The sequence below is a fragment of the Marinospirillum celere genome, assembly GCF_900112235.1.
Lineage (GTDB): Bacteria > Pseudomonadota > Gammaproteobacteria > Pseudomonadales > Halomonadaceae > Marinospirillum > Marinospirillum celere.
The window spans coordinates 138,091-160,356 of sequence record NZ_FOLH01000003.1; the positions used below are offsets into that span (position 1 = coordinate 138,091).

20 protein-coding genes and 1 tRNA gene are annotated in these 22,266 nt (G+C 45.3%); 19 read left to right on the top strand and 2 right to left on the bottom strand.

Going from position 1 to position 22,266, the window contains the following annotated elements:
• Positions 1-2: 2 nt before the first annotated feature.
• The 19 genes from BM185_RS07705 (at position 3) to BM185_RS07800 (ending at position 20,144) form a co-directional block, all read left to right on the top strand.
• Positions 3-1,043, top strand: a complete 1,041-nt coding sequence (locus BM185_RS07705; RefSeq protein ID WP_091961680.1) for a glycosyltransferase family 61 protein — start codon at positions 3-5, stop codon at positions 1,041-1,043.
• Between the two features lie 17 nt (positions 1,044-1,060).
• A complete protein-coding gene (gene rfbA, locus BM185_RS07710; protein ID WP_091961683.1) occupies positions 1,061-1,942 on the top strand; it encodes a glucose-1-phosphate thymidylyltransferase RfbA in 882 nt (293 codons plus the stop codon).
• Complete coding sequence (locus tag BM185_RS07715) at positions 1,942-2,346, top strand: sugar 3,4-ketoisomerase (protein ID WP_091961686.1); 405 nt, start codon at positions 1,942-1,944, stop codon at positions 2,344-2,346. Before rfbA ends, BM185_RS07715 begins: the two co-directional genes overlap by 1 nt.
• Positions 2,343-2,822 (top strand): acyltransferase, encoded by a 480-nt coding sequence (locus tag BM185_RS14935; RefSeq protein ID WP_091961688.1) that lies wholly within the window; start codon positions 2,343-2,345, stop codon positions 2,820-2,822. Before BM185_RS07715 ends, BM185_RS14935 begins: the two co-directional genes overlap by 4 nt.
• The gene (locus tag BM185_RS07725) at positions 2,806-3,921 is read left to right on the top strand and encodes a DegT/DnrJ/EryC1/StrS family aminotransferase (RefSeq protein WP_091961691.1); all 1,116 of its coding nucleotides are present in this window, start codon (positions 2,806-2,808) and stop codon (positions 3,919-3,921) included. The genes BM185_RS14935 and BM185_RS07725 overlap by 17 nt, the downstream gene beginning before the upstream one ends.
• Positions 3,922-3,965: 44 nt before the next feature.
• Complete coding sequence (locus BM185_RS07730; RefSeq protein WP_091961693.1) at positions 3,966-4,931, top strand: adenylyltransferase/cytidyltransferase family protein; 966 nt, start codon at positions 3,966-3,968, stop codon at positions 4,929-4,931.
• Positions 4,909-5,547, top strand: a complete 639-nt coding sequence (locus BM185_RS07735) for a class I SAM-dependent methyltransferase (RefSeq protein WP_091961696.1) — start codon at positions 4,909-4,911, stop codon at positions 5,545-5,547. Before BM185_RS07730 ends, BM185_RS07735 begins: the two co-directional genes overlap by 23 nt.
• 1 nt (position 5,548) lies before the next feature.
• A complete protein-coding gene (locus BM185_RS07740; protein ID WP_091961699.1) occupies positions 5,549-7,291 on the top strand; it encodes a CDP-glycerol glycerophosphotransferase family protein in 1,743 nt (580 codons plus the stop codon).
• Between the two features lie 216 nt (positions 7,292-7,507).
• On the top strand, positions 7,508-8,161 hold the full coding sequence (locus BM185_RS07750) for an HAD family hydrolase (protein ID WP_091961704.1): 654 nt from the start codon (positions 7,508-7,510) through the stop codon (positions 8,159-8,161).
• A gap of 23 nt (positions 8,162-8,184) precedes the next feature.
• Positions 8,185-8,664 carry a hypothetical protein gene (locus BM185_RS07755; protein ID WP_143089497.1) on the top strand — a complete coding sequence of 160 codons (480 nt, stop codon included), beginning with the start codon at positions 8,185-8,187 and terminating at the stop codon, positions 8,662-8,664.
• A gap of 9 nt (positions 8,665-8,673) precedes the next feature.
• Complete coding sequence (locus BM185_RS07760) at positions 8,674-12,159, top strand: hypothetical protein (RefSeq protein ID WP_091961708.1); 3,486 nt, start codon at positions 8,674-8,676, stop codon at positions 12,157-12,159.
• A gap of 97 nt (positions 12,160-12,256) precedes the next feature.
• A complete protein-coding gene (locus tag BM185_RS07765) occupies positions 12,257-13,120 on the top strand; it encodes a flagellin N-terminal helical domain-containing protein (protein ID WP_091961711.1) in 864 nt (287 codons plus the stop codon).
• A 139-nt stretch (positions 13,121-13,259) separates the two neighbouring features.
• Positions 13,260-13,724 carry a flagellar protein FlaG gene (locus tag BM185_RS07770; RefSeq protein WP_091961715.1) on the top strand — a complete coding sequence of 155 codons (465 nt, stop codon included), beginning with the start codon at positions 13,260-13,262 and terminating at the stop codon, positions 13,722-13,724.
• Between the two features lie 24 nt (positions 13,725-13,748).
• Positions 13,749-15,221, top strand: a complete 1,473-nt coding sequence (gene fliD / locus BM185_RS07775) for a flagellar filament capping protein FliD (RefSeq protein WP_091961718.1) — start codon at positions 13,749-13,751, stop codon at positions 15,219-15,221.
• A gap of 74 nt (positions 15,222-15,295) precedes the next feature.
• The gene (fliS, locus tag BM185_RS07780; RefSeq protein WP_091961720.1) at positions 15,296-15,730 is read left to right on the top strand and encodes a flagellar export chaperone FliS; all 435 of its coding nucleotides are present in this window, start codon (positions 15,296-15,298) and stop codon (positions 15,728-15,730) included.
• 132 nt (positions 15,731-15,862) lie between these two features.
• Complete coding sequence (locus BM185_RS07785; protein ID WP_091961723.1) at positions 15,863-16,750, top strand: flagellin N-terminal helical domain-containing protein; 888 nt, start codon at positions 15,863-15,865, stop codon at positions 16,748-16,750.
• A gap of 122 nt (positions 16,751-16,872) precedes the next feature.
• Positions 16,873-17,370, top strand: a complete 498-nt coding sequence (fliS, locus tag BM185_RS07790; RefSeq protein WP_091961726.1) for a flagellar export chaperone FliS — start codon at positions 16,873-16,875, stop codon at positions 17,368-17,370.
• Positions 17,363-17,737, top strand: coding sequence for a flagellar protein FliT (locus tag BM185_RS07795; protein WP_091961728.1), 375 nt, complete (start codon positions 17,363-17,365; stop codon positions 17,735-17,737). Before fliS (BM185_RS07790) ends, BM185_RS07795 begins: the two co-directional genes overlap by 8 nt.
• 73 nt (positions 17,738-17,810) lie before the next feature.
• Entirely contained in the window at positions 17,811-20,144 is a 2,334-nt protein-coding gene (locus tag BM185_RS07800; RefSeq protein ID WP_091961731.1) for a Tex family protein, read from the top strand.
• A gap of 61 nt (positions 20,145-20,205) precedes the next feature.
• On the opposite strand, the gene BM185_RS07805 is transcribed toward BM185_RS07800, so the two are convergent.
• Positions 20,206-20,282 (bottom strand) — tRNA-Ile (locus tag BM185_RS07805).
• A gap of 71 nt (positions 20,283-20,353) precedes the next feature.
• Positions 20,354-22,213 carry an RNA polymerase sigma factor RpoD gene (gene rpoD, locus BM185_RS07810; protein WP_091961733.1) on the bottom strand — a complete coding sequence of 620 codons (1,860 nt, stop codon included), beginning with the start codon at positions 22,211-22,213 and terminating at the stop codon, positions 20,354-20,356.
• Between the last annotated feature and the right edge of the window lie 53 nt (positions 22,214-22,266).

A 22,266-nucleotide genomic window follows, 5' to 3' on the forward strand; every position in this document is an offset into this window, starting at 1 on the left:
CAATGAAAACATTAAAAATAGAGAAAGATAACGGTATCGACAAAAAAATAGCTTTCGCGAAAGAGTGCGCTGGAAAGTTTATAAAAACCGAGTCTACTATCAAAACAAATCCTTTATATTTTTTTCAGCCGAATGATATAAAAGTTTATTACAGACATGCTATTTCGACAAAAAAAAACACTGAGGTAGAGGATGCATATAACGGAAGAACAACCTCTGAATTAACTAAAGCTCTATGCCCCAGGCTTTCCAAGTTAAAAACATTAAAATTTGAAGAGACACATTATCTCATTGATAGATGCCTCGACGGGGGTTATTTCCATTTCATTTATCAGGTTTTACCTTCTATAAAAATGGCTCTCAATCATGAAGAAAGTCCTAAACTCCTGTCTTTCAAGCTTAATAAATTCAAAAGAAATATAATAAATAGCATTTATGGAGATGTGGATATTTTAGAGCTAGAAGAAGATACGCCCACTAAAATTAAAAACATCAGAATCCCCTCCACAATTTTAAAAAAAGGTCATGCAATACAACCTGAATCCTGGTTCAAATTAAATCCAAGTTTATTTGATTTTTTAAGACCCTTGGAAACATGCAATAAAATAAATAATAAAATATACTTGTCCAGAAGAAAAAGTGGATCTACCAGGCGACAATTAAGTAACTCTGCAGATCTTGAGTATGCCCTCGAAAAGCTAGGTTACAAGATTGTCTACCCTGAGCAACTCAGCTTTCCAGAGCAAAGAAAACTATTTGAAAAAGCTGACATCCTGGTTGCAGAGTCGGGCGCAGCACTTTCAAATATAGTTTTTTGTCGACGAAAAACCAAGTTAGTAGTTTTGCAGTATTCATCTTACTTCGAAGTTAATGGTGGATTCATCTCAATGGGTTCCTTGCTTGATCTAGAATGCTATGAATACAATGAGCATTCCATTAAGACTCATGGATTCCTAGGTCACAGGGATGAAACTATTTGGAAAATATCCTTAGATAGAGCAATTAAGTTTATATCGCAAGCAGAGCGCGATAGTTTTTCATAGGTTTGAAATTAAAGGTAATGAAAGTAATGACTAAAGGTATCGTACTTGCTGGTGGCTCCGGAACTCGTTTATACCCGATCACCAAGGGCGTATCCAAGCAGTTGCTACCTATATACGACAAGCCTATGATCTACTACCCGCTATCGGTACTGATGCTGGCCGGAATCCGTGACATTCTTATCATTTCTACTCCTGAAGACTTACCCAATTTTGAGAAGCTTCTGGGTGATGGTAGCAATTTTGGTATACAGTTAAGTTATGCGGAACAACCCAGCCCAGAAGGTTTAGCTCAAGCTTTTATAATAGGTGAAGATTTTATCGGGGATGACAGCGTATGTCTGGTGCTCGGTGATAATATTTTCTACGGTCAGGGTTTCTCCCCGACGCTAAAGCAAGCTGCTGCTCGCTCAACTGGTGCCACCGTATTTGGATATCAGGTCAAAGACCCTGGGCGCTTTGGCGTAGTTGCTTTTGATGAAAGCAATAAAGCTATCTCCATTGAAGAAAAGCCTGACCAGCCAAAATCCAACTATGCGGTGACTGGGCTCTATTTTTATGACAATGATGTCATCGAAATTGCCAAGCAGGTTAAGCCTTCACACCGTGGTGAACTGGAGATTACCAGCGTTAACCAAGCTTATCTTGTGCGTGGTGATCTCAGCGTTGAGCTGCTTGGTCGAGGTTTTGCCTGGTTAGATACAGGCACACATGAAAGCTTGCTGGATGCAGGGAGTTTTGTTCAGACCATTGAGCAACGTCAGGGATTGAAAGTAGCATGCTTGGAAGAAATTGCATTTAACTACGGCTGGTTAACTAAAGATCAGCTGATTCATCAGGGACAGGCACTGAGCAAAAATGCTTATGGACAGTATTTACTTAGAATAGCGGGGGAGTACTGATGGGCAGTTTACTCAAGCTCATAGAGTTCCCGCCTTTGGGTGATGATCGTGGATCATTGGTTGCCCTTGAAGCCAATAAAACAGTTCCATTTGATATCAAGCGTGTTTATTACATTTTTGGAACAAAAGAAGGTGTTGCACGGGGCTTTCATGCACATAAAGCACTCAAGCAGGTTGCAGTGTGTGTAACTGGTAGCTGCCGTATAGTTCTGGATGATGGGTGTCAAAAAGAAGAAGTACTGCTTGACTCACCAGTAAACGGGTTGCTGATCGAGAATATGGTCTGGCGAGAGATGCATGACTTCACGTTAGATTGTGTGCTGTTGGTGTTGGCTAGTGAGCACTATGACGAAGCTGACTATATTCGCAATTACGATGACTTTCTTAAGGCAACAAGGCCATGAGTACTATTCACCCACAGGCAGATGTTGCAACCTCTTGCATTGGAGAAGGTACTAGAGTTTGGCAGTTTGTTGTCATTATGGAAGGAGCACGGATTGGCAAAGAATGTAATATATGTGCGCAAACATTGATAGAGGGTGATGTTGTTATAGGGGATAGAGTCACCTTAAAATCAGGCGTTCAACTATGGAACGGCACCCGTATTGAAGATGATGTATTCATCGGCCCCAACGCAACCTTCACGAATGACCTGTATCCACGTTCAAAGATGTATCCTGAAGAGTTTTCAGGTATCACAATCAAGAACAACGCAAGCATAGGGGCCAATGCAACACTGCTACCTGGCATTACCATTGGTGAGTGTGCAATAGTCGGTGCTGGTTCAGTAGTTACGAAAGATGTACCTGCATATGCTCTTGTACTTGGCAACCCTGCTCAAATCGTCCGATACCTAACAAAATATGATTCCATTTCTTGATCTTAAAGCCATCAATGCACAGTATCGCGAAGAGCTCATTGAAGCTGCCACCCGCGTGATTGACTCTGGCTGGTACATTCGTGGTGAAGAAGTAGAGGCATTTGAATCAGAATTTGCTGACTACTGCGGTACGAAGCACTGTATTGGCGTAGCTAACGGTCTGGATGCACTGACTTTGACACTACGAGCCTGGAAAGAACTTGGAAAACTTAAGGAAGACGACGAAGTCATTGTCCCTGCAAACACCTATATTGCAAGTGTCCTAGCGATTACTGAGAACCGCCTAAAACCTGTTTTGGTTGAACCCGATGAAGAAACCTACAACCTTTGCCCAAAAAAAACTGCAGCAGCCATTACGCCGAACACTAGGGCTATTCTAGCTGTTCATTTATACGGCCAAATGGCTCCCATGCCTGAGCTAATGAAACTCGCTGAACATCATAACCTCCTTGTATTGGAAGATGCTGCTCAAGCACATGGTGCGGCAATTAATGGAAGGAAAGCAGGAAGCTGGGGGGATGCTGCTGGTTTCAGTTTTTATCCAGGTAAAAATTTGGGTGCACTCGGTGATGCAGGTGCGGTGACAACCAATGATGCTGAACTGGCATGCACTATACGCGCACTGGGTAATTATGGTAGCAAGAAAAAGTATGAAAGCATTTATCAGGGTGTTAACAGTCGATTGGATGAAATGCAAGCAGCTTTTTTGCGAATAAAATTGAGAAGTTTGGACCAAAACATTAAGCAACGCAGAGAAATTGCACTAAACTATGCAAAAAAAATTGATAACCCAAGAATTATACACCCTATATCTACAATCAACATGCCCGACTCATTAGAAAATCATGTTTTTCATCTTTACGTTATCCGAACGACACTGCGCGACTCGTTGCAAACACACTTGGTAAACAAGAGTATACAATCTCATATTCACTATCCTATCTCACCTAATCTACAGCGATGCTACGCTAATAGAATACAACAAAGATTTATATTAACTGAATTGATTAACTCACAAATACTCAGTCTACCAATGCACCCCGATATAAAAGAAGAAACCTTGCTCAGAATTATAAAAGCGACAAACGAACTCCATTAGCATTACAGCTATCATTTTAAGATACAAATAAATTAGGAGAAAAAATGGCAGAGAAAATAAAACTGGAGTTTCTTAGCCCTGGCAAACTAATACCAGGAAAAAAAACCTGCCAACATATATTGTCATCAATCGAAGCCACACTTGCTTTAAAAGGGCACATTGAAGAGCCAATAATTGTAGACAAAGAAAGCAATGTGATAATTAAAGGCAACCACCTGTTCCAGATACTGGTAAACAACAAATCTAATGAAATACCAGTCATTCGCACCAAGTACAGCTCCAAGGAATTTGTATTAATAACAAATGAAGAAAAAAATATAAATAAAGACATATATATATCTAGCGCACTAAACAAAAAACCACTAAACCCATCTGACTGCATCAATATTTCACTAACAGAACCACAAAAGATTTATTACAAGATCGAAAACTGTGCAAATATCTATAAAAACACATCGCTTTCAAAAGAACAAGAAAGCAGCCTCACAGTTGATACACTAAAAAATTATATTGAAAACGAGATCAATTCGGCCACTGAAAAAATATACCACTTAAAAAAAGAGCTAAAAAGAATTGAATCAATAAGAGAAATGATTAGTGACTCCTTAAAAGTTGGCTTTTTTCCTGGTAAATTCCATCCACCTCACATGGGCCATGTGCAGACAATATTAAATCTATTAAAACAATACAAAAAAATAATAATAGGGATCAGTCAAGACATTCCAGAAAAAAATATGATGACAACTCCTAAAGAAGTTATGCAGACACTTAAAGAGCTTTTCAGGGGCAATGAAAAAATTGATATTGTCATGCTCGACGGAGTTCTTGTTGAAAAAAATGATCTAAACGGATTGCCCTATTTTGATGTTTTGCTATCAGGTAACCCAGATGTTTTAAAGTGGTGCGAAAAGATGGGTGTAGACAGTGATTTTGTGAGTAGATCCCATGGAGATCTATCCAGCACATTAATAAGAAGCGATATTTACGATGAGCAACAAAAAAGCAAGTGAGTTTTACTCAAAACTCTCAAACACAATAAAAGATCCAATTGAAACTAGAAACAAATCAAAAGACACGACACCCTACGATGTTAAATTGATATCTGAGTTTGCACACAAAAGTAAAACACTATTGGATTTAGGCTCTGGCAGCGGATTAATAGTTAACAAAGTTTTCAAATTATTTAAGAAAACTGTTGCTATTGAAAAACAGCCTGGCATCTCACAATTTATAAAAAAGAACGAAAAAATAAAAGTAGTTAATGCAGATCTGCTTGAGTTACGTGACCAAAAATTTGATGATATAAGCTTGATAACTGCTTTTGGAGTTATGAACTACTTCACAAAAGATGAGAGCTTGACGATATACAGAAGATGCTTCGAAATTTTAAAACCTGAAGGGTTCATAATAATAAAAAACCAAATGGGTGTAAAGCATGATGTGACAATAGATGGCTGGTCAGAGGAGCTGAATGCAAAATACTTTTCCCAATACAGAAGCCTTTCGAACGAAATAAAAATACTGGAAAGCTGTGGATTTAAAGCAATAAAAACTATGGATCCATACCCTGAAGATTTCAACAGGTGGAAAGATACTAAATTCAAAGCCATTATTGCAGGTAAATAACATGGATACTAGTCAGTCATTTTGGAAAAATTGTGGCGATTCTAAAATAGGTCCAAAATCCCTCTATGAATTACAAAGAAGGCTTCTGACACATTTTATATTGCCTTGTATACCAAGCGGTGGATCTACAATTGATCTTGCATGTAGCGATGGTGAGTTTACAAGTTTATTATCAATCATCTCTTCTGTTACTAAAGGTTACGACATATCACCAAAGCTAGTAAAAAAAGCAAATGAAAGCTTTGGTGATAGCAACATCACTTTCGAGGTTTCTGATCTGGTAAATGAAGAATTACATGGAAAATACAACACTGTTTCCTGCATGGGTCTTTTTACATGCATTACAAATAACACTCATTTTAAAGAAATTGTTGAAAAGATCGACAGAATTTCAGGTGAAAGCTGTTACTTAATTCTAAAGGATACATTAACCGAACAAGATAAAAGCATCCATATCAACAATGGAAACTATGAAGCAATATATAGAAATGAAATTGACTACATCGACACTTTCAAAAAATATGGATTTACTATTACGCAAAGACACTCACTTCATAAAAATGAAAAAATCGGCATAGAGTCTGTTATTTTCTTACTTCACCGATCTAAAAAAACAGCAGTAACAGATTCAACAAAAAAGAATATTGCTATAATACATCAGTTTAATGAATCCTGGGTTAACGTTGATCAACTTTACAAGGAGCTTTCAAATAAAGAAGGAGTTAATTGCTTCGCTATTATAACTCCTTTTCTACACAAAAACTATGAATGGAGTTTTTTTAAATCAAAAGAGCACCTTGACTCCTTTGGCGTAAAAAATTTTAGGTGGGATCAAATAGATTTAAGCAAAGAATATTTTGATGCTACAGTATTTCTTTCTCCTTATGAAAAAACTCGGCCGCTGGACATTGCCACACGAAAAATAAAGGAAATATCAAAATTAACAATTTATATTCCTTATGGGTTAGAATGTGGCGGCGGAGAAGGAAATATAAACCTTCAGTATAAACAACCGTCATTAGAGTTCATAGATGTGGTTTACACAAGATCTGAGTTGGCACAACAGCAATTTATTAAATATTGCCCTTATCCAGCTGAGGTAATACCAATTGGTCACCCAAGACTTGATTATATAAGCTCAGGACTACATACTAAAACAACCCACAAGAAATTCACTATCCTTTGGACTCCCCATTTTTCATTCACGTCCAACAAATGGTCTTCTTTTGATATCTTCTTTGAGTTCCTGGTTGATCTTCAATCAAATAACCGTGATCTGAAAATTATTTTCAGGCCCCACCCAATGTTTTATAAAGAGCTCAACCAAATCGGCTTTGACAAAGAAAAGACTAAAAATATTTTAAGTGAAATGCATGATTTAGGCTTTATGGTTGATAAAATGATTGATCATAGGCCATCTTTTATGGAGTCCGATATCATTCTTGCTGATCCTGGATCTTTTCTCATTGAGTATTTAGCAACAGGCAAGCCAGTTGTTTATTTAGAAAACCCTTTTGGATTCGGCCTGAACGATGAAGTCAAAGATTTAATAGATTCATTTTACGTAGCTTCCAGCCCTATTGAGCTATCAAAAATAATTTTTGATTTAAAAGATAAAAATGACACTAAATTCACTAAAAGACAACATGCCACCAATAAAACATTCAAGAATATAGGTACGGCCTCAAAAATGATAGCAGATGACATTATCAGAAGAACTTTTGAGAACAGAAGATATGAATAACTGCAATGAACTAATGGATGCCCTAAAATCACTCCGAGAAAAAAAAATCAGGGAATACTTAATATCTAATAATCGATCTAGAGATTCTGCCTTAGCATTTCATGAGCTTTATAACAAAAATTACAGGGCGGCGCGCAGACTGTTTAAATTAGAGTTTAAAAAAAACAATAAAAATCCAAGATTGGCTCGCCTAATTGATATGATTTCTGAAGTCAAATGAAGTGCTTTCTCTTCGATTGCGACGGCGTACTTCTTAACTCCAACTCTGTCAAAACTCAAGCTTTCTACCAGGCCACGCTGCCCTACGGCAAGGATGCTGCACAGGCTATGGTTGACTACCATACCGCCAACGGGGGTATTTCCCGTTACAAGAAGCTTGCTCATTTTTGTGACTCTATTTCCCCACAGTTTCCCTCCACTACTTTAAAGCCTGACCTTAATTCGCTGTTGGTAAATTATGCCGAAAAAGTTCGTGAGGGGTTGCTTGCTTGTGAGGTGGCGGAAGGGTTATTTGAGCTGCGTGAACTGACTGCTGGCACCCCTTGGATGATTGTTTCTGGCGGGGATCAAGCTGAGTTACGTGAGGTTTTTGCTAAGCGTGGACTAGATCACCTGTTTGATGCTGGTATTTTTGGTAGCCCAGATACCAAGGACGAGATCCTCGCACGTGAGCTCGCTTCTGGTAACATCAAGAAGCCAGCTTTGTTTTTGGGGGATAGCAAGTATGACTATGAGGCAGCTACGCGTGCGGGGCTGGATTTTGTGTTTGTCAGTCAATGGTCAGAGGTGAAAGACTGGCAAGCCTGGGTTGAACAGGAAGGTATCGAAACTGTTTCTTCTATTAAACAACTGACAACAAGGTTTTCATGATGGATTATCTCTCGGATGAATTTATGACCCAACTGCAGGAAAAAACTTTCTGCGGCCCCAATGCCTGGAAGCGTTTGATGAGTTGGCTGGAAGTAGACAAGCCCTTCCAGGATTTTATGCAGATCTGGCAGGCTGAGGTTGCACCAGGGTTTCATGCTCACCCTGCACCTGCTGAGTTGCCCGTAATCACCGGCTTGCTGGAAAGTCACTTTGAGGCCCTCTATCCTGCTCAGTTTATTTTGCGTTTGGCACAGCTTGCCGATGATCAACGCAGACACTGGTTATTTACTGCTTTAAGTGAGCGCCAGCAGGAAGTGCTTGCTGCTTGGCTGCGTGACAGTCAACTTGATCGTAGCAAGGGGCAGATCGCTGACCATTGGCAGGATTCACTGGACCAAGAATCGCTGAGCTACGAGGGCATTCCTTTGTATGCATCGCTTACTTATGAGGTTTTCAAAGACCTTAGCTCCATTGCCAACCCTCAGATCAAGCGCTTACGTTAAGGATTTATCATGAAACAACCTGCTATTATTTCCACACTTCTTGATCGCCAGGCGGGTCTGCTGGATGCTGTTCTGCGAGAACAGCCCATGGATATTATTGCCCCCAGGCTCTTTGCGGAAACGGCTCGTCAACTGGGCAAAAAGCATCAGGTCAAGGTGCATATCATCGAAGAGGCTGTGTCTTCCTATGATCAGCTGACTGCAACAAAAGAGTTGGCTGCATCTTATAACGCCAAGCTAGAAGCCTCTCATGAGCCTCTTGAAAACTGGCTAGAGCAACAGGGTCAAAAGGCTTCTCTGGCTCCACGAATACTTAAAGTCGCTGAAGGGCGCACGGAAAAGCTGTTGACGCTTTATCGTGGCCTGGATCTATTGCATCAAGAACTGGATATTCAAGCACTCCTGGTGAATCAGGAGTATATGATTCACGAAGCCACCCTGGTGAACTGGGCCAAACATCGTGATGTGCCCAGTGTTCATTTTTGCCACTGCCCCTATACCTTCCGCAGCGTTGGCAGTATGCGCCACTTTGTCAGCAGTCATATGACGCTGACCAGTGAGCGTTGTAATTTAACTCTGGATGATATGCAGACGGGTCACGGTGAGCGTCAAGTCACCGGTTTGATTAACTGGGATGCATACCGTGACATTGGCTTTGAGCACCTCATCCAGATTAACGAGCAACTGGCGATTCCTGATGATGCTCTAGTCATCAGTTTCTTCACTTCCTATGCCTTTCGTGAAAGTGCCTGCGCCGACCCGGAAACCTATGAAAAGTCGCTGGACGCCTTTCTTCAAGCTGCGGCTGAAGTTCAGGCTGCTACCGATGAAGAGCTTTTCTTTATTGTTAAGGACCGTCCTTCCGGTATTGCTTTTGGCGAAGAACAGGTCAAGCATAAGGCTAAGAAGTTTGGGCTAGAAAAAAATCTGGCCTACCTTTTCATCCGCCCTGAAGTCGTTGTTGCCCGTTCAGACATCACCATTTCTTGTGGCTCTGGTATTGCCCTTGAAGGCATGGCACTGGGTAAACCAACCATTGAGCTAGTGATTCGCCAAACATTTCTTGCCAACCTGGTGTTTGCTGCTGATGATGGTGTTATTCAGTGTGAACCACCGACCCTCGCTGCCGAGCTACTACGCTTAGTAGAAGATGAAGATCTACGTGAAGATATCGCTGATATCGTAATCGATAAAGATGACCTGATCGAGCCAACCCAACTGCAGCAAGCGACCCAGGAGTCTGCTGCCTACCTGCTGGAAATACTGGGCAAGGAAGATGCAGCTGAAAAGGTACGCTCAGCTGATGACTTTTATGATCACCTTCAGGTCATGGGCCAGGATGCACGCTTCCAACAAACCAATGCCTTCCAGGTGTGGCGTGCCCGCACTCAACCTAATGAGTTGACTGGTCAGCTTATGGGTGAGCGTTATAACCAGTGGCAACACAAACCCAGCTTTCATCTGGTGGTAGTGGCTGACAAATCCCTATTTGATGCGCTGGCCAATACCCTGGACAGCTTCGAGTTGCAGATTTACCCACACTATGGCGTGAGCATTATCAGCCCGGATGCCTGTCCGGATGAATCCTTGCTCAGCTCACCTAACCTTCAGTGGGTTCAAAGCGAAAAGCCCTTTGAAGCGATCAATGAAGTTATTAGCCAGGTGGAAGCTGACTGGGTCATGCAGCTTTGGCCGGGTGATGAACTACAGCCTCAAGCACTTTTCAACCTGGCGGACTATGCCAACATCAATTCGGATTGGCTCGCCATTTATGGTGATGAGGTCCTGATAAAGCCAACGACAGATGACTTGGCGGATGATGAATCCAGATTGGGTACCAGCGAGCATACTGACCCGATTTTCAAGCCGGATTTCAACCTGGACTTACTGCGCTCCACTGATTATGTCAATCGCGCAACCGCTTTCCGCAAGGATGCCTGGACGGCTATGGAAGGGTTCAGAGCCCTGGCTTACCGCCAGACTGAAGATCTAGTGTTTCGCATTGCTGAACGGATGACGTTACCTGCGATCGGTCATTTGCCCAATATTCTTGTCCATCGTTCAACCTTTATGGACAATCTGGTAGCGAGCGATGAACATGAGGCTCTGGGTGCCTTGATTCGCCAGGAGCATCTGGTACGTTGCCAATTCGAAAAGGCTCAGGTCCAGCCAGGCCTGCATCCACAGATTTACAATACGCGTTACCAAATCACTGACAGCCAACCTGTTACCGACCTGCTGATCGCCACCAGCGGTCTGAATGATAGTTTACGCGGCTGCCTGGTGTCCCTGAAGGAACAGTTATCCGCAGATACGCTACAAATTTATGTCTCTGTGCCCTCCAAAGCAGAGGCGCAAGCCTGGTTACTTGAAGAGGGACTGGACTTCACCCAGATCAACTGGGTTGAACAAGCTGACTTTTCGGCAAACCTGGCACTTCAATGGAAACGGCTAATTGAAGCCAGCCAAGCAGATTATTTTATTCTGGCTTTTGATCGAGTCCGCTGGGTTCAGTCAAACTGGTTGCATTCTCTGCTTGACCAGTTGCAGCGCCCTGATGTCGCCATGACGGGGCCACGCCTGGTTTCATCACGTGCCACCATCATTAGTGCAGGCCAAATTTTGGGTAAGGATGGACTGGTGGGCGATCTGTACCGTGACTTCTTCCTGGAGCAGGAAGTCCCTGGTCTACCCAGAGCCTGGTGTGAGCAGAACTTTAATGCCCTTAATCCTTCGTGCATTGCTATAAAGCGCTCAGCCTATGAGCAGCAAGGGGGCCTGGATGAGGCGATGGTTAGTCATCTTGCCGTTAATGACCTGCAACTGAAGCTTTGTACTCAGGGCCAAAAGTTGGTCTGGACGCCCCTGAGCACTGTTGTCGTCACTGATCCTTTGCTACCACCGCCTGATAAAGATGTCGAAGCTTTTAAGGGCCGCTGGTTCAACCTCCTGCCCCAGGATCCCGCATTCAATCCCAACCTTGAGCTGCGTGGATCAGGTGTTTTCCCCGACATCCTGCTTTCTGGGCGCTGGCATCTTTACCATCATCAGCGTCCCCAGTTACTGGCTGCTTTTTTGGATCAACAAACGGAACAGGTTGAGTCCGCAGCCAGCATAATCAAAGGCCTCCATGAAGCTGATAAAAATGAAATTATTCAGCTGCAGGAGCACCACTACTTATCAAGCAACCCAGTACAACCAATCAACACTGTTGAGCTCGCTCGATTGATGCCTGATACCTGTGTTTACATTGGCTCACCTACTGATCACGAAGCTTTATTGAAAGACACGCCAACCTACACTCAGATCGAACAGTGGGCAGTTATCACCTCTTCCATGGACTGGGAAGCTTGGCAGCCTCTAGAAGAGCACCTAACTGGCTGGCTCTTCACCGACGCAGGTGTAGAGGCAAAGTGCACAACCAAAAAACCATCTAAAGTTATCAAGAGTCTCGCCGATTCAGAAAACTGGCTGCAAGATACCTTTTCAAAGTAAGCAGTGATTTTTTTCTAAAAAATGCTAAAGCTTTCTTTTAAGCGCCCGATAACTTGACTGTCCCCGGACAAACTTACATACGCTAAGGAGTTCTACCATGTCTCTAGTAATTAACACCAACGTTTCGGCCCTCAACGGCGCCCGTAACCTTGCAAACACTCAAGCCGACCAGGCTCAGACCTTCAACCGCCTGTCTACTGGTCTTCGTATCAACTCAGCAAAAGATGATGCCGGTGGTCTGTACTTGGCTCAATCTCAAACCAAGGATATCCGTGGTTTGAACATGGCTACCCGTAACGCTGGTGATGGTATCTCCATGGCACAGACAGCTGAAGGTGCTCTGGACCAGATTACCTCTAACCTGCAGCGTATCAACGAGTTGGCTATTCAGTCTGCTAACGGCACTTACAACACAGCAGCTCGTGGCGGTCTGCAAAAAGAGGTTGACCAGCTCACCCAAGAAATAGCTCGTATCGTTGAGACCACTGAGTTTAACGGTCAGATGCTTTTAAATGCCTCTGCTGAATCTTTAACCATGCAAGTAGGTAACCAGAATGGTGGCGACTACCAAGTAAGTGTTGGTCTGTCAGGTGGCCTGGCTAATGCCATTGGTGGTGGTGCAATTTCATCTATTGTTGCTGGTGGCATCAACGGCACCGACATTATTAGCATTAATTCCCAAGCTTCTGCTCAGGCGGCCATTGAATCAACTCGCACAGCCATCGATTCAGTTTCTGAGCAGCGTGCTACTTTTGGTGCGGTTATGAACCGTTTTGAAGCAGTTATTTCAGGCAACCAGATTTACTCTGAAAACCTGCAAGCTGCACGTAGCCGTATTCAGGACGCTGACTTTGCAACTGAAACCTCCAACCTGGCTAAGCAGCAGGTTCTGCAGCAGGCTGGTGTTGCTGCTCTGGGTCAGGCAAACGCCTCTTCTCAGGTAGTACTGGGTCTGCTGTAAGCTTAAGCGCTTACTGGCATTACCTTAAAACGCCGGGCTTTGCCCGGCGTTTTTTTATTGATTAGAAGAAAAATTAAAGTTGTCAAGGCCAGTGCCGATACCTAACATTAAGATACAGGCAACTTAATTGGGGTTTCTCATGGCATCAGAAATGACGACTCAGGCAGTATCAGGCTTCAATGAAAGTCTGAGCTTTCGCGCCCAGAGCGGCAATCAACAGCCCGGCAGTGATAAAGCTCAAGTATTGAAAGAAGCACAAAAAACTGTGACAACTGAGCAAGCCAGTGAACTTCCCACCACATTGAAAGTGGAAGAAAAAATTGCTGAGCAGCTCAACCGTGTTGAGCAGATGCAGGAAGATGCAAGCAAAGAATTCAGCATGGATGAGCTCCAGGAGGTACTGAATGAAATTAATAGTGCCTTTTACTTGCAGAACCGTGCAGTGAAGTTTGAGATCCATGACAAGACCGAAGATCTGGTCGTGCAGGTGCTGAACACCAAAACAGATGAAGTAATACGCCAGTATCCTTCTGAAGAGATTCTCAATCGTCGCAAACGCCTGATGGAAGGTGATACCAACTTCTTTTCCACCCGGGTCTATTGAATAGTTTGACTGAGGAATGCAGCCATGTCTGGTATTAGTTTCAATGGTGTAGGCTCTGGCCTGCCCGTCAACGATATTATCAAAGCCACTGTTCAGGCAGAGTCAGCCCCACTCAAACGCCTACAAAATGACAAGCAATTTTTTAACTCGCAAATCAGCGCCCTTGGTCAGTTAAGTAGCCGCCTGGGCTCCTTACGTAGCGCCATGCTTGACTTAAGAGGCATGGATAAGTTCCAAGTTCTTGCTGCCGACTCGGGCAATGAGAAGCTTTTTACATCGACTGCAGATCACTTGGCTGGCGCTAAAGCTGGCAACTACTCTATTGAAGTTCTTGCAGAAGCAAGAAATTATCGGCATGTATCTGAGTCACTCAGCAAAACAGCAACCTATGATGGCGAGCTAACATTCCTGGATGCAAATAATGATCCACTGCTGGATACAAATGGTAACGCAATTACCATCGATACCACAGGTAAAACTCTGGATCAGATTCGTAGTGCCATTAACAATCATGCAGATTTGAGCGGCAAAGTATCTGCTAACCTAGTTAACGAAAATGATACCCAGGGGCGCTTGGTTATCAACTCCCAAGTAAGTGGTGAAAAGGGACGTATTACTGCAGAATTCACCAATGTAGATCTTGCAGACAAGGATGACGATTTAAGTACAAAGGCGACTGACAACCTGGATGCTCGTATCAAAATTGATGGCATTGAAGCTAGTAGTTCCACTAACAACTTCAGCAATGTGATCTCAGGTGTCAGTATCAATATTACACCTGGTGCCATGAATGAAGCCAGCCAGACCAGCACCCTTCAGATACAGCGTGATGATGATACCATCAAGGATAATATTGACGCTTTTGTTAAGGCCTATAATGACGTCATTATCCATTTAAATGAAGCCAAAAAAGGCTCTCTTTATGGTGATAGTACTACTCGTGATGTAGAAGCCCAGATGAGGGACATTCTTTACACTCCTACACAAAGTAAAGACGGTGATCCTGAAAAAACTCAGCAAAATATGTTGGCTTTGATGGGTATAGAAATGCAGGTCAATAGGAATTACGACCCTGAAAACCCAGATTCTCAGAATGGCACTCTGAAAATTGACCGGGAAAAATTGACCGAAGCTCTTAACAACGACTTTGATCGCGTGGCTCTGACAATAGGTGGCTCAAGCTTCCTTGATGACGACCAGCCTGATGGTTATGCCCAACGCTTTGCTGATATGGCCCAACGCCTGACCACCACCACTTCTGAAGACGGTCAAATACGTAAAGGTCTATTAGAGATACGTCGTGAAGGTTTGCGCTCTGAAGTTAATCGCATAGATGACAGAATTGAGTCTACCAATATGCGGCTTGATTTACTGGAACAGCGCCTTTATAGACAGTTCAATGCCATAGAAGGCATGATTGCCAACCTGAACTCCACAGGTAACTTTATTGGTCAACAGTTAGCTGGACTTCCGGGGTATTCGCGCCCTTCTAGATAAGCTGGTCAAGTCATTAAAGCAAGGGTATCCTCAGGGATGCCCTTTTTTATGTTTGTTTATGGAGATCACACCCAATGGTATATAAAAAGCAATTACGTGGCGCCTTCCAATATGCTCAGGGCACCAGTAAAGAAGCGGAAATTGAAACAGCCACTCCTCATCGGCTTATCCAAATCATGATGGAACTATTGATGGGCCGACTTGCAGCAACAAAAGGCGCCATCGAACGCAAAGATGGCCTAGCAAAAACGCAAGCTGGTACCCGTGCTCAGGCGATCATTACAGAATTGAGAACCTCCCTGGATTATGAAAAGGGCCAGGAAGTTGCCATTACCCTAAATAGCCTCTACGACTATATGGGCCGCCGCCTTATGCAGGCCATGACTGCTAATGATGCCGAAATGGTTCAAGAAGTCATTAATCTGATGAAACCCGTAAAAGAAGGCTGGGATGACATCAAAGCTGAGGCTGAAAAGATCCTTGCAGACCGAGACCAGCAAACCTCTTAATTATGGCACGCAGCTTGCAATATATTAATCAGCACCCTGGCATTGCCAGATAAAGGGTCAAAACGGCAAAGTTTTGCCGCATATTAACGGCAAAACTTTGCCAAAGACATTACCTGAAAAGGAGTCATTACAATGGGTTTGGTTCTCAACACTAATATCGCGGCAATGAATGCCACGCGTAATCTGCAAAACACCCAAGCTGACCAAGCAACCACCTTCCAGCGCCTATCCACAGGTCTGCGTGTCAATTCTGCTAAAGATGATGCAGCTGGCTTGTACCTGGCTCAGTCACAGACCAAGGATATTCGTGGTTTGAATATGGCCACCCGTAATGCCAGTGATGGTATTTCCATGGCACAAACAGCCGAAGGTGCCTTGGATCAGATCAGCTCTAACCTTCAGCGTATCAATGAACTAGCTATTCAATCTGCTAATGGCACCTACAATACAGCTGCACGAGGCGGCCTGCAGAAAGAAGTGACTCAACTTTCTGAAGAGATTGCGCGTATTATTTCAGTAACTGAATTCAATGGTAAACCCTTGCTCAGCAGCGCTGCGCAGACTGTTACTTTCCAAATCGGCTTCCGCAATGAATCTGCATCTCGCATCAATTTGGATACCGAAAATGGTTTGGTAGGCATCCTAGGAAATGCAAATAATGCGAGCGCTGCAGCCAGTCTTGCTCGTATTATTGATGCTGGGCTAGTTCAATCTGCCAATGGTATGAACATCACTAGCATTAGTGCTGCCAGGGCTGCTATTACCGAAACCCGCGCTTTGATTGATGGAATTTCCGAAACTCGTGCAACTTTCGGCGCTATCATGAACCGCTTTGAGGCGGTGATATCCGGCAACAATATTTATGAAGAAAACCTCAGTGCAGCGCGTAGCCGCATTCAGGATGCCGACTTTGCTGAAGAAACCTCCAACCTCTCCAAGCAGCAGGTTCTGCAGCAGGCTGGAATTGCTTCTTTGAGTCAGGCGAACCAGTCTAGCCAGGTTATTTTGGGCCTACTGTAAACAGCTCAGCAAGTTTGTAAACAGCTAGTAAAGAGCGGCGCAGCACCGGTTGTCGCCGCTTTTCTTTGTATCTTCCTTCGGCTAGACTCTGTATAAGTCAAACTCTCAAACGGATTGCAGTTATGCCACGCCCAATGACACCCTATCAGATGAAGAAATCTGCCCAAGCTTGGGCTTCGCAGGTCAACAACAACCGTCATTTAGAAATGGAGGTTGCTGAAGCTGACGCTCACCAACGTACCTCCATGCTTTACAAAGCCATGATTTCACACATGCAGGATGGCATAAGAGCACTGGAGCGTCAGGATGAGGTTTCCAAAAACAAATGGTTAACCAAAGCGCATACCTGTTTCAATGAGCTAAGAGCCAGCTTGCGCCATGATATAGAGCCAGAATTTGCCGCCAACCTGGACAACCTCTATGAATACTGTGGCCGTCAACTGGCTAAGGCTCGCGTCGCCAACAAGGTTGAACTGGTTGAAGAATGCATCAACCTCCTCACCCCAATTCAGGAAGCCTGGGACCAGGTTCACGACGAGGCCATGAAATTCCGTGAAGATCTCGCTGAATACCAGAAAAGTCAGGCTGCTAAATCACCTCAGCAGGATGCCAATGACTAAGCCAAGGGGCTCCATTGCAGAGTTGGCAGTACCTGAAGCCTTGCAGCAATGCCTGAAGGCAACACGCAAGCTGCTTGATGAGTTTGCTCAGTTTGAGGAGCCGGAAGCAGAACCGGATACGGATAAAATTGAAAAATTAACCAGTATCCGTGAGCAGCTCATCTATCAGACCTTTGCTGAAACCTGGAGCGACGAAGCAGTTAATCAACATCGCCAGGAACTCGAAGAGCTGGAAAGCCTTGACGTGCAGTTGCGTGAACTCGCTCAAAAGGTGCGCGATGAACTTCACCAAAAACGCTCTGCTAATCAGCACAATCGGAAGGCTGTAAATGCCTATGGCACAGCCAAGGGTCAGTTTCACCGCTAAGCTGTACGCCCATCCAGTTTTTGCTATAATCCCCTCTTTTCAAATTCAATTCCCTTGCTAGAAAAGGATTCTCATGCTGCCTTCGATTGCCCAGCGTCTTGCTGATGAACTCCAGGTTCGTGAAGCCCAGGTGGCTGCCACGGTTGCTCTTCTGGATGAAGGGGCCACGGTACCCTTTATTTCCCGTTACCGTAAAGAAGTCACCGGTGGCTTGGATGATACCCAGCTACGTAGTCTGGATGAACGCTTGCGCTACCTGCGCGAACTGGAAGAACGCCGTGAAGCCGTTCTGGCTTCTGTCGAAGAACAGGGCAAACTAACGGATGAATTGAAAAAAGCATTTTTGCTGGCAGACACCAAACAGCGCCTGGAAGATCTCTATCTCCCTTATAAACCCAAGCGCCGCACTAAAGCCCAGATTGCCCGTGAAGCGGGTATTGAGCCCCTTGCTCAGGCTCTGCTGGCAGACCCCAGCCTGGACCCACAAACTGAAGCGAATGCTTACCTTAACCCTGAAGCCGGCTTTGCTGATGAAAAAGCCGTTCTTGATGGTGCCAAACAGATTCTAATGGAGCTGTTTTCGGAAGACCCTGAGCTTTCCGGACGACTGAGAGACCAGCTCTGGAAAGATGGCAAGCTATCCAGCCGCGTTCTACCCGGACAAGAAGAAGCAGGTGCCAAGTACAGTGATTATTTTGAACATGATGAGCGCTTACAAACAACGCCCTCTCACCGGGCTCTAGCCATGTTCAGGGGTCGCAATGAAGGCTTCCTATCACTCAGCATTCAACTGCCCGGCGAAGAGGAAATGCAAGCCCACCCAGCCGAAGCCGTGATTGCTGAACAGTTTGGCATCAAAAATCAGAGCCGTGCTGCAGACAAGTGGCTCAATGAAGTCGTCCGCTGGACCTGGAAAGTCAAACTCTATACCCGTCTGGAAACTGAGCTCTTAACCCGCTTACGTGAACTGGCCGAAGAAGCCGCCATCAAGGTATTTGCTGATAACCTCAAAGATCTGCTCTTAGCGGCTCCAGCTGGGCCTCGCCCCACTCTGGCACTGGACCCTGGCCTGAGAACCGGTGTTAAAGTCGCTGTTGTTGATGCCACTGGCAAGTTAGTTGATCACGATACCATCTACCCTCATGCCCCGCACAACAAATGGCAAGACTCTTTAGCAACCCTTGCCAGCCTCTGCCTTAAGCACCAGGTAGAGTTGCTTGCCGTCGGTAATGGCACCGCCAGCCGGGAAACCGACAAGCTAGCCGGTGAGTTGATCAAAGGCTTGGCAAGCTCCAAAGGCCAGAAGATGACCAAGGTGATGGTCAATGAGGCTGGAGCGTCCATCTATTCTGCTTCTGAGTTTGCTGCCAAAGAATTCCCCAACCTGGATGTCACCCATCGCAGTGCGGTATCCATAGGCCGCCGCCTCCAAGACCCCTTGGCTGAATTGGTCAAGATAGAACCCAAATCTATTGGTGTTGGCCAGTACCAGCATGATGTTTCCCAGGTTCAGTTAGCACGCACTCTGGATGCAGTCGTTGAAGACTGTGTTAACGGCGTCGGGGTGGACCTGAACATGGCCTCCGCACCCCTGCTGGCACGCACCTCAGGCCTTAATACCAGCTTGGCAGAAAATATTGTCGCCTGGCGGGATGAGGAAGGTGCCTTCAAGGAGCGTAAACAACTGCTCAAGGTCAAACGCCTGGGCCCCAAGGCTTACGAACAGTGTGCCGGCTTCCTGCGTATCATGAAGGGCAAGAACCCCTTGGATGCTTCCGGCGTTCACCCGGAGGCCTATCCGGTGGTAGAAAAAATCGCCAAGGCCCATAATCGTGAACTGGCCAGCCTGATCGGCGATACCACTTTCTTAAAAAGCTTAAACCCTGCCGATTACACGGATGAGCAATTTGGCCTGCCTACAGTAAAAGACATTATCAAGGAGTTAGATAAGCCTGGCCGCGACCCTCGCCCTGAATTCAAGGCTGCCGAATTCCTTGAAGGCGTCGAAGAAATGAAAGACCTAAAACCCGGTATGATTTTGGAAGGTGTAGTCACTAATGTTGCCAATTTCGGTGCTTTTGTCGATATCGGTGTGCATCAGGACGGCTTGGTCCATATCTCCGCACTGGCTGACAGCTTTGTCAAAGACCCTCGGGATGTCGTCAAGGCCGGTGACCTGGTCAAGGTTAAGGTGATGGATGTCGACCTGCCACGCAAGCGTATTGCCCTTTCCTGCCGAATGAGTGACCAACCAGGGGAAAATACCAGTCGCCCTATGGGAGACAGCAAAAAGACGGGTAATCAGGCGCGCTCAACACAAAAGCACAACCAGCAGCAAGGCCAGATGTCAGGCAATACTTTGGGTGATCTCTTGAAAGCCGCACAGAAGAAAAAGCAGAAAAGCTGAAACCTCCAGCAGGGAACGCTGGAAATAACCACTGAATTTCAGTAAAGGACAACAAGGAATTTGGTGGGCCCAGCAGGACTTGAACCTGCGACCAATCGATTATGAGTCGACTGCTCTGACCAACTGAGCTATAGGCCCGGGGAGAAGTTGAAGCGCTGAAGATCATACCAGAAAGCCTTGAAGGATCAAGACTTTCTGACATTTATTGACTATTCGTCCAGGAAGGAACGCAAAGAATCACAGCGCGAAGGATGACGCAGCTTGCGCAGTGCCTTGGCTTCGATCTGACGAATACGCTCACGGGTGACATCAAACTGCTTGCCGACCTCTTCCAAGGTGTGATCTGTATTCATATCGATACCAAAGCGCATTCTGAGTACCTTGGATTCACGTGCGGTCAGACCTGAAAGGACTGAACGTGTCGCTTCAACCAGGCCTTCACCAGTTGCTGAATCCACTGGCGATTCCAGGTTGGTATCTTCAATGAAATCACCCAGATGCGAATCTTCATCATCACCAATGGGCGTCTCCATAGAGATAGGCTCTTTGGCAATTTTGAGTACTTTACGCACCTTGTCTTCCGGCATTTCCAAGCGCTCACCCAGCTCTTCAGGTGAAGGCTCACGCCCCATTTCCTGAAGCATCTGGCGCTGGACACGATTGATTTTGTTGATCGTTTCAATCATGTGCACCGGAATACGAATGGTTCTGGCCTGATCCGCGATGGAACGGGTAATTGCCTGACGTATCCACCAGGTGGCGTAGGTTGAGAATTTATAGCCACGACGGAATTCAAACTTGTCGACGGCTTTCATCAGACCTATGTTGCCTTCCTGAATCAAATCCAGGAACTGCAAACCACGGTTGGTGTACTTCTTGGCAATGGAAATGACCAGACGCAGGTTGGCTTCAACCATTTCTTTCTTGGCACGGCGACTTTTTGCCTCACCAATCGACAGGCGACGGTTGATTTCTTTCAGATCTGCAACCGGCAGCGCAAAGCTTTCCTGGTAGGAGCGAATCCGCTTTTGAGCGCGCTGAATATCCAGCTTATAAGGCTTCAGTTTCTTGGCAAAGGTTTCATCCTTGGCAAGAATACCCTCAACCCATGCCGGGTCGGCTTCCTGACCGGGAAAGCTGGCAATAAAGTCAGCACGTGGCATTTTCGCCTTGCCAACACACAGCTTCATAATGCCCCGTTCTTGAGAACGGATATCGGCTACGGCATCACGTACCTGACTCACCAAGCGCTCATAGTGCTTGTTGGAAAGCTTAAAGGGTGCAAAGAGTTCGCCAAGACGGTTAAGCTCTTCTTGCGCCTTGTCACTTTTGAAACCCTGCTTTTCTATCGCCTTGTTGGCTTTTGCCAGCTGTTCACGCAGGGCCGTAAAACGAATACGTGCCTCTTCTGGATCAGGGCCGCTAACGGTCGCTTCTTCATCCTCATCATCAGATGAATCGTCTTCCTCGTCATCATCCTTGTCGGCTGCCTTGCTTTTGGGCTCAGGTGCTGGCGGTGCCACTGGCTTGGCAGGAGGCACATCATCTTCTACCGGATCGATAAAACCAGCAAAGACATCAGTCAGACGCCCCGTGTCGGCTTCGATAACCTGATCATAAGAGTCAATAATAGTCTGCACCGTCCCAGGCAGATACGCCAGGGCATGCATCACTTCGCGGATACCTTCTTCTATCCGTTTGGCGATCACAATTTCGCCTTCACGGGTCAGAAGTTCCACGGTTCCCATTTCGCGCATGTACATGCGCACTGGGTCTGTTGTACGACCAGCATCACTTTCGACAGCGGCCAAAGCCGCTACGGCTTCCTCTGCGACAGCCTCATCGGTGGAATCACCGTCGGTCATCAACAGAGTTTCCATGTCCGGGGCTTCCTCGCTGACGGGGATACCCATGTCGTTAATCATGCGGATAATGTCTTCCACCTGATCGGGATCGGAAATCTCCTCAGGCAGATGGTCATTGACTTCCGCGTAGGTCAGGTAACCCTGCTCTTTACCGCGGGCGATCAATTCTTTCAGTCGAGATTGCTGCTGCGCGTTCCCGGACATAGAACCCCTATCTCAGCTATGCAAGAAACGTGGATGAGTTGACAGACATGTTA

Bases quoted from the DNA above. Each gene is read 5' to 3' on its own strand.
- BM185_RS07705 (WP_091961680.1), top strand. From the start codon at position 3: ATGAAAACATTAAAAATAGAGAAAGATAACGGTATCGACAAAAAAATA.
- rfbA (WP_091961683.1), top strand. From the start codon at position 1,061: ATGAAAGTAATGACTAAAGGTATCGTACTTGCTGGTGGCTCCGGAACT.
- BM185_RS07715 (WP_091961686.1), top strand. From the start codon at position 1,942: ATGGGCAGTTTACTCAAGCTCATAGAGTTCCCGCCTTTGGGTGATGAT.
- BM185_RS14935 (WP_091961688.1), top strand. From the start codon at position 2,343: ATGAGTACTATTCACCCACAGGCAGATGTTGCAACCTCTTGCATTGGA.
- BM185_RS07725 (WP_091961691.1), top strand. From the start codon at position 2,806: ATGATTCCATTTCTTGATCTTAAAGCCATCAATGCACAGTATCGCGAA.
- BM185_RS07730 (WP_091961693.1), top strand. From the start codon at position 3,966: ATGGCAGAGAAAATAAAACTGGAGTTTCTTAGCCCTGGCAAACTAATA.
- BM185_RS07735 (WP_091961696.1), top strand. From the start codon at position 4,909: ATGAGCAACAAAAAAGCAAGTGAGTTTTACTCAAAACTCTCAAACACA.
- BM185_RS07740 (WP_091961699.1), top strand. From the start codon at position 5,549: ATGGATACTAGTCAGTCATTTTGGAAAAATTGTGGCGATTCTAAAATA.
- BM185_RS07750 (WP_091961704.1), top strand. From the start codon at position 7,508: ATGAAGTGCTTTCTCTTCGATTGCGACGGCGTACTTCTTAACTCCAAC.
- BM185_RS07755 (WP_143089497.1), top strand. From the start codon at position 8,185: ATGACCCAACTGCAGGAAAAAACTTTCTGCGGCCCCAATGCCTGGAAG.
- BM185_RS07760 (WP_091961708.1), top strand. From the start codon at position 8,674: ATGAAACAACCTGCTATTATTTCCACACTTCTTGATCGCCAGGCGGGT.
- BM185_RS07765 (WP_091961711.1), top strand. From the start codon at position 12,257: ATGTCTCTAGTAATTAACACCAACGTTTCGGCCCTCAACGGCGCCCGT.
- BM185_RS07770 (WP_091961715.1), top strand. From the start codon at position 13,260: ATGGCATCAGAAATGACGACTCAGGCAGTATCAGGCTTCAATGAAAGT.
- fliD (WP_091961718.1), top strand. From the start codon at position 13,749: ATGTCTGGTATTAGTTTCAATGGTGTAGGCTCTGGCCTGCCCGTCAAC.
- fliS (WP_091961720.1), top strand. From the start codon at position 15,296: ATGGTATATAAAAAGCAATTACGTGGCGCCTTCCAATATGCTCAGGGC.
- BM185_RS07785 (WP_091961723.1), top strand. From the start codon at position 15,863: ATGGGTTTGGTTCTCAACACTAATATCGCGGCAATGAATGCCACGCGT.
- fliS (WP_091961726.1), top strand. From the start codon at position 16,873: ATGCCACGCCCAATGACACCCTATCAGATGAAGAAATCTGCCCAAGCT.
- BM185_RS07795 (WP_091961728.1), top strand. From the start codon at position 17,363: ATGACTAAGCCAAGGGGCTCCATTGCAGAGTTGGCAGTACCTGAAGCC.
- BM185_RS07800 (WP_091961731.1), top strand. From the start codon at position 17,811: ATGCTGCCTTCGATTGCCCAGCGTCTTGCTGATGAACTCCAGGTTCGT.
- rpoD (WP_091961733.1), bottom strand. From the start codon at position 22,213: ATGTCCGGGAACGCGCAGCAGCAATCTCGACTGAAAGAATTGATCGCC.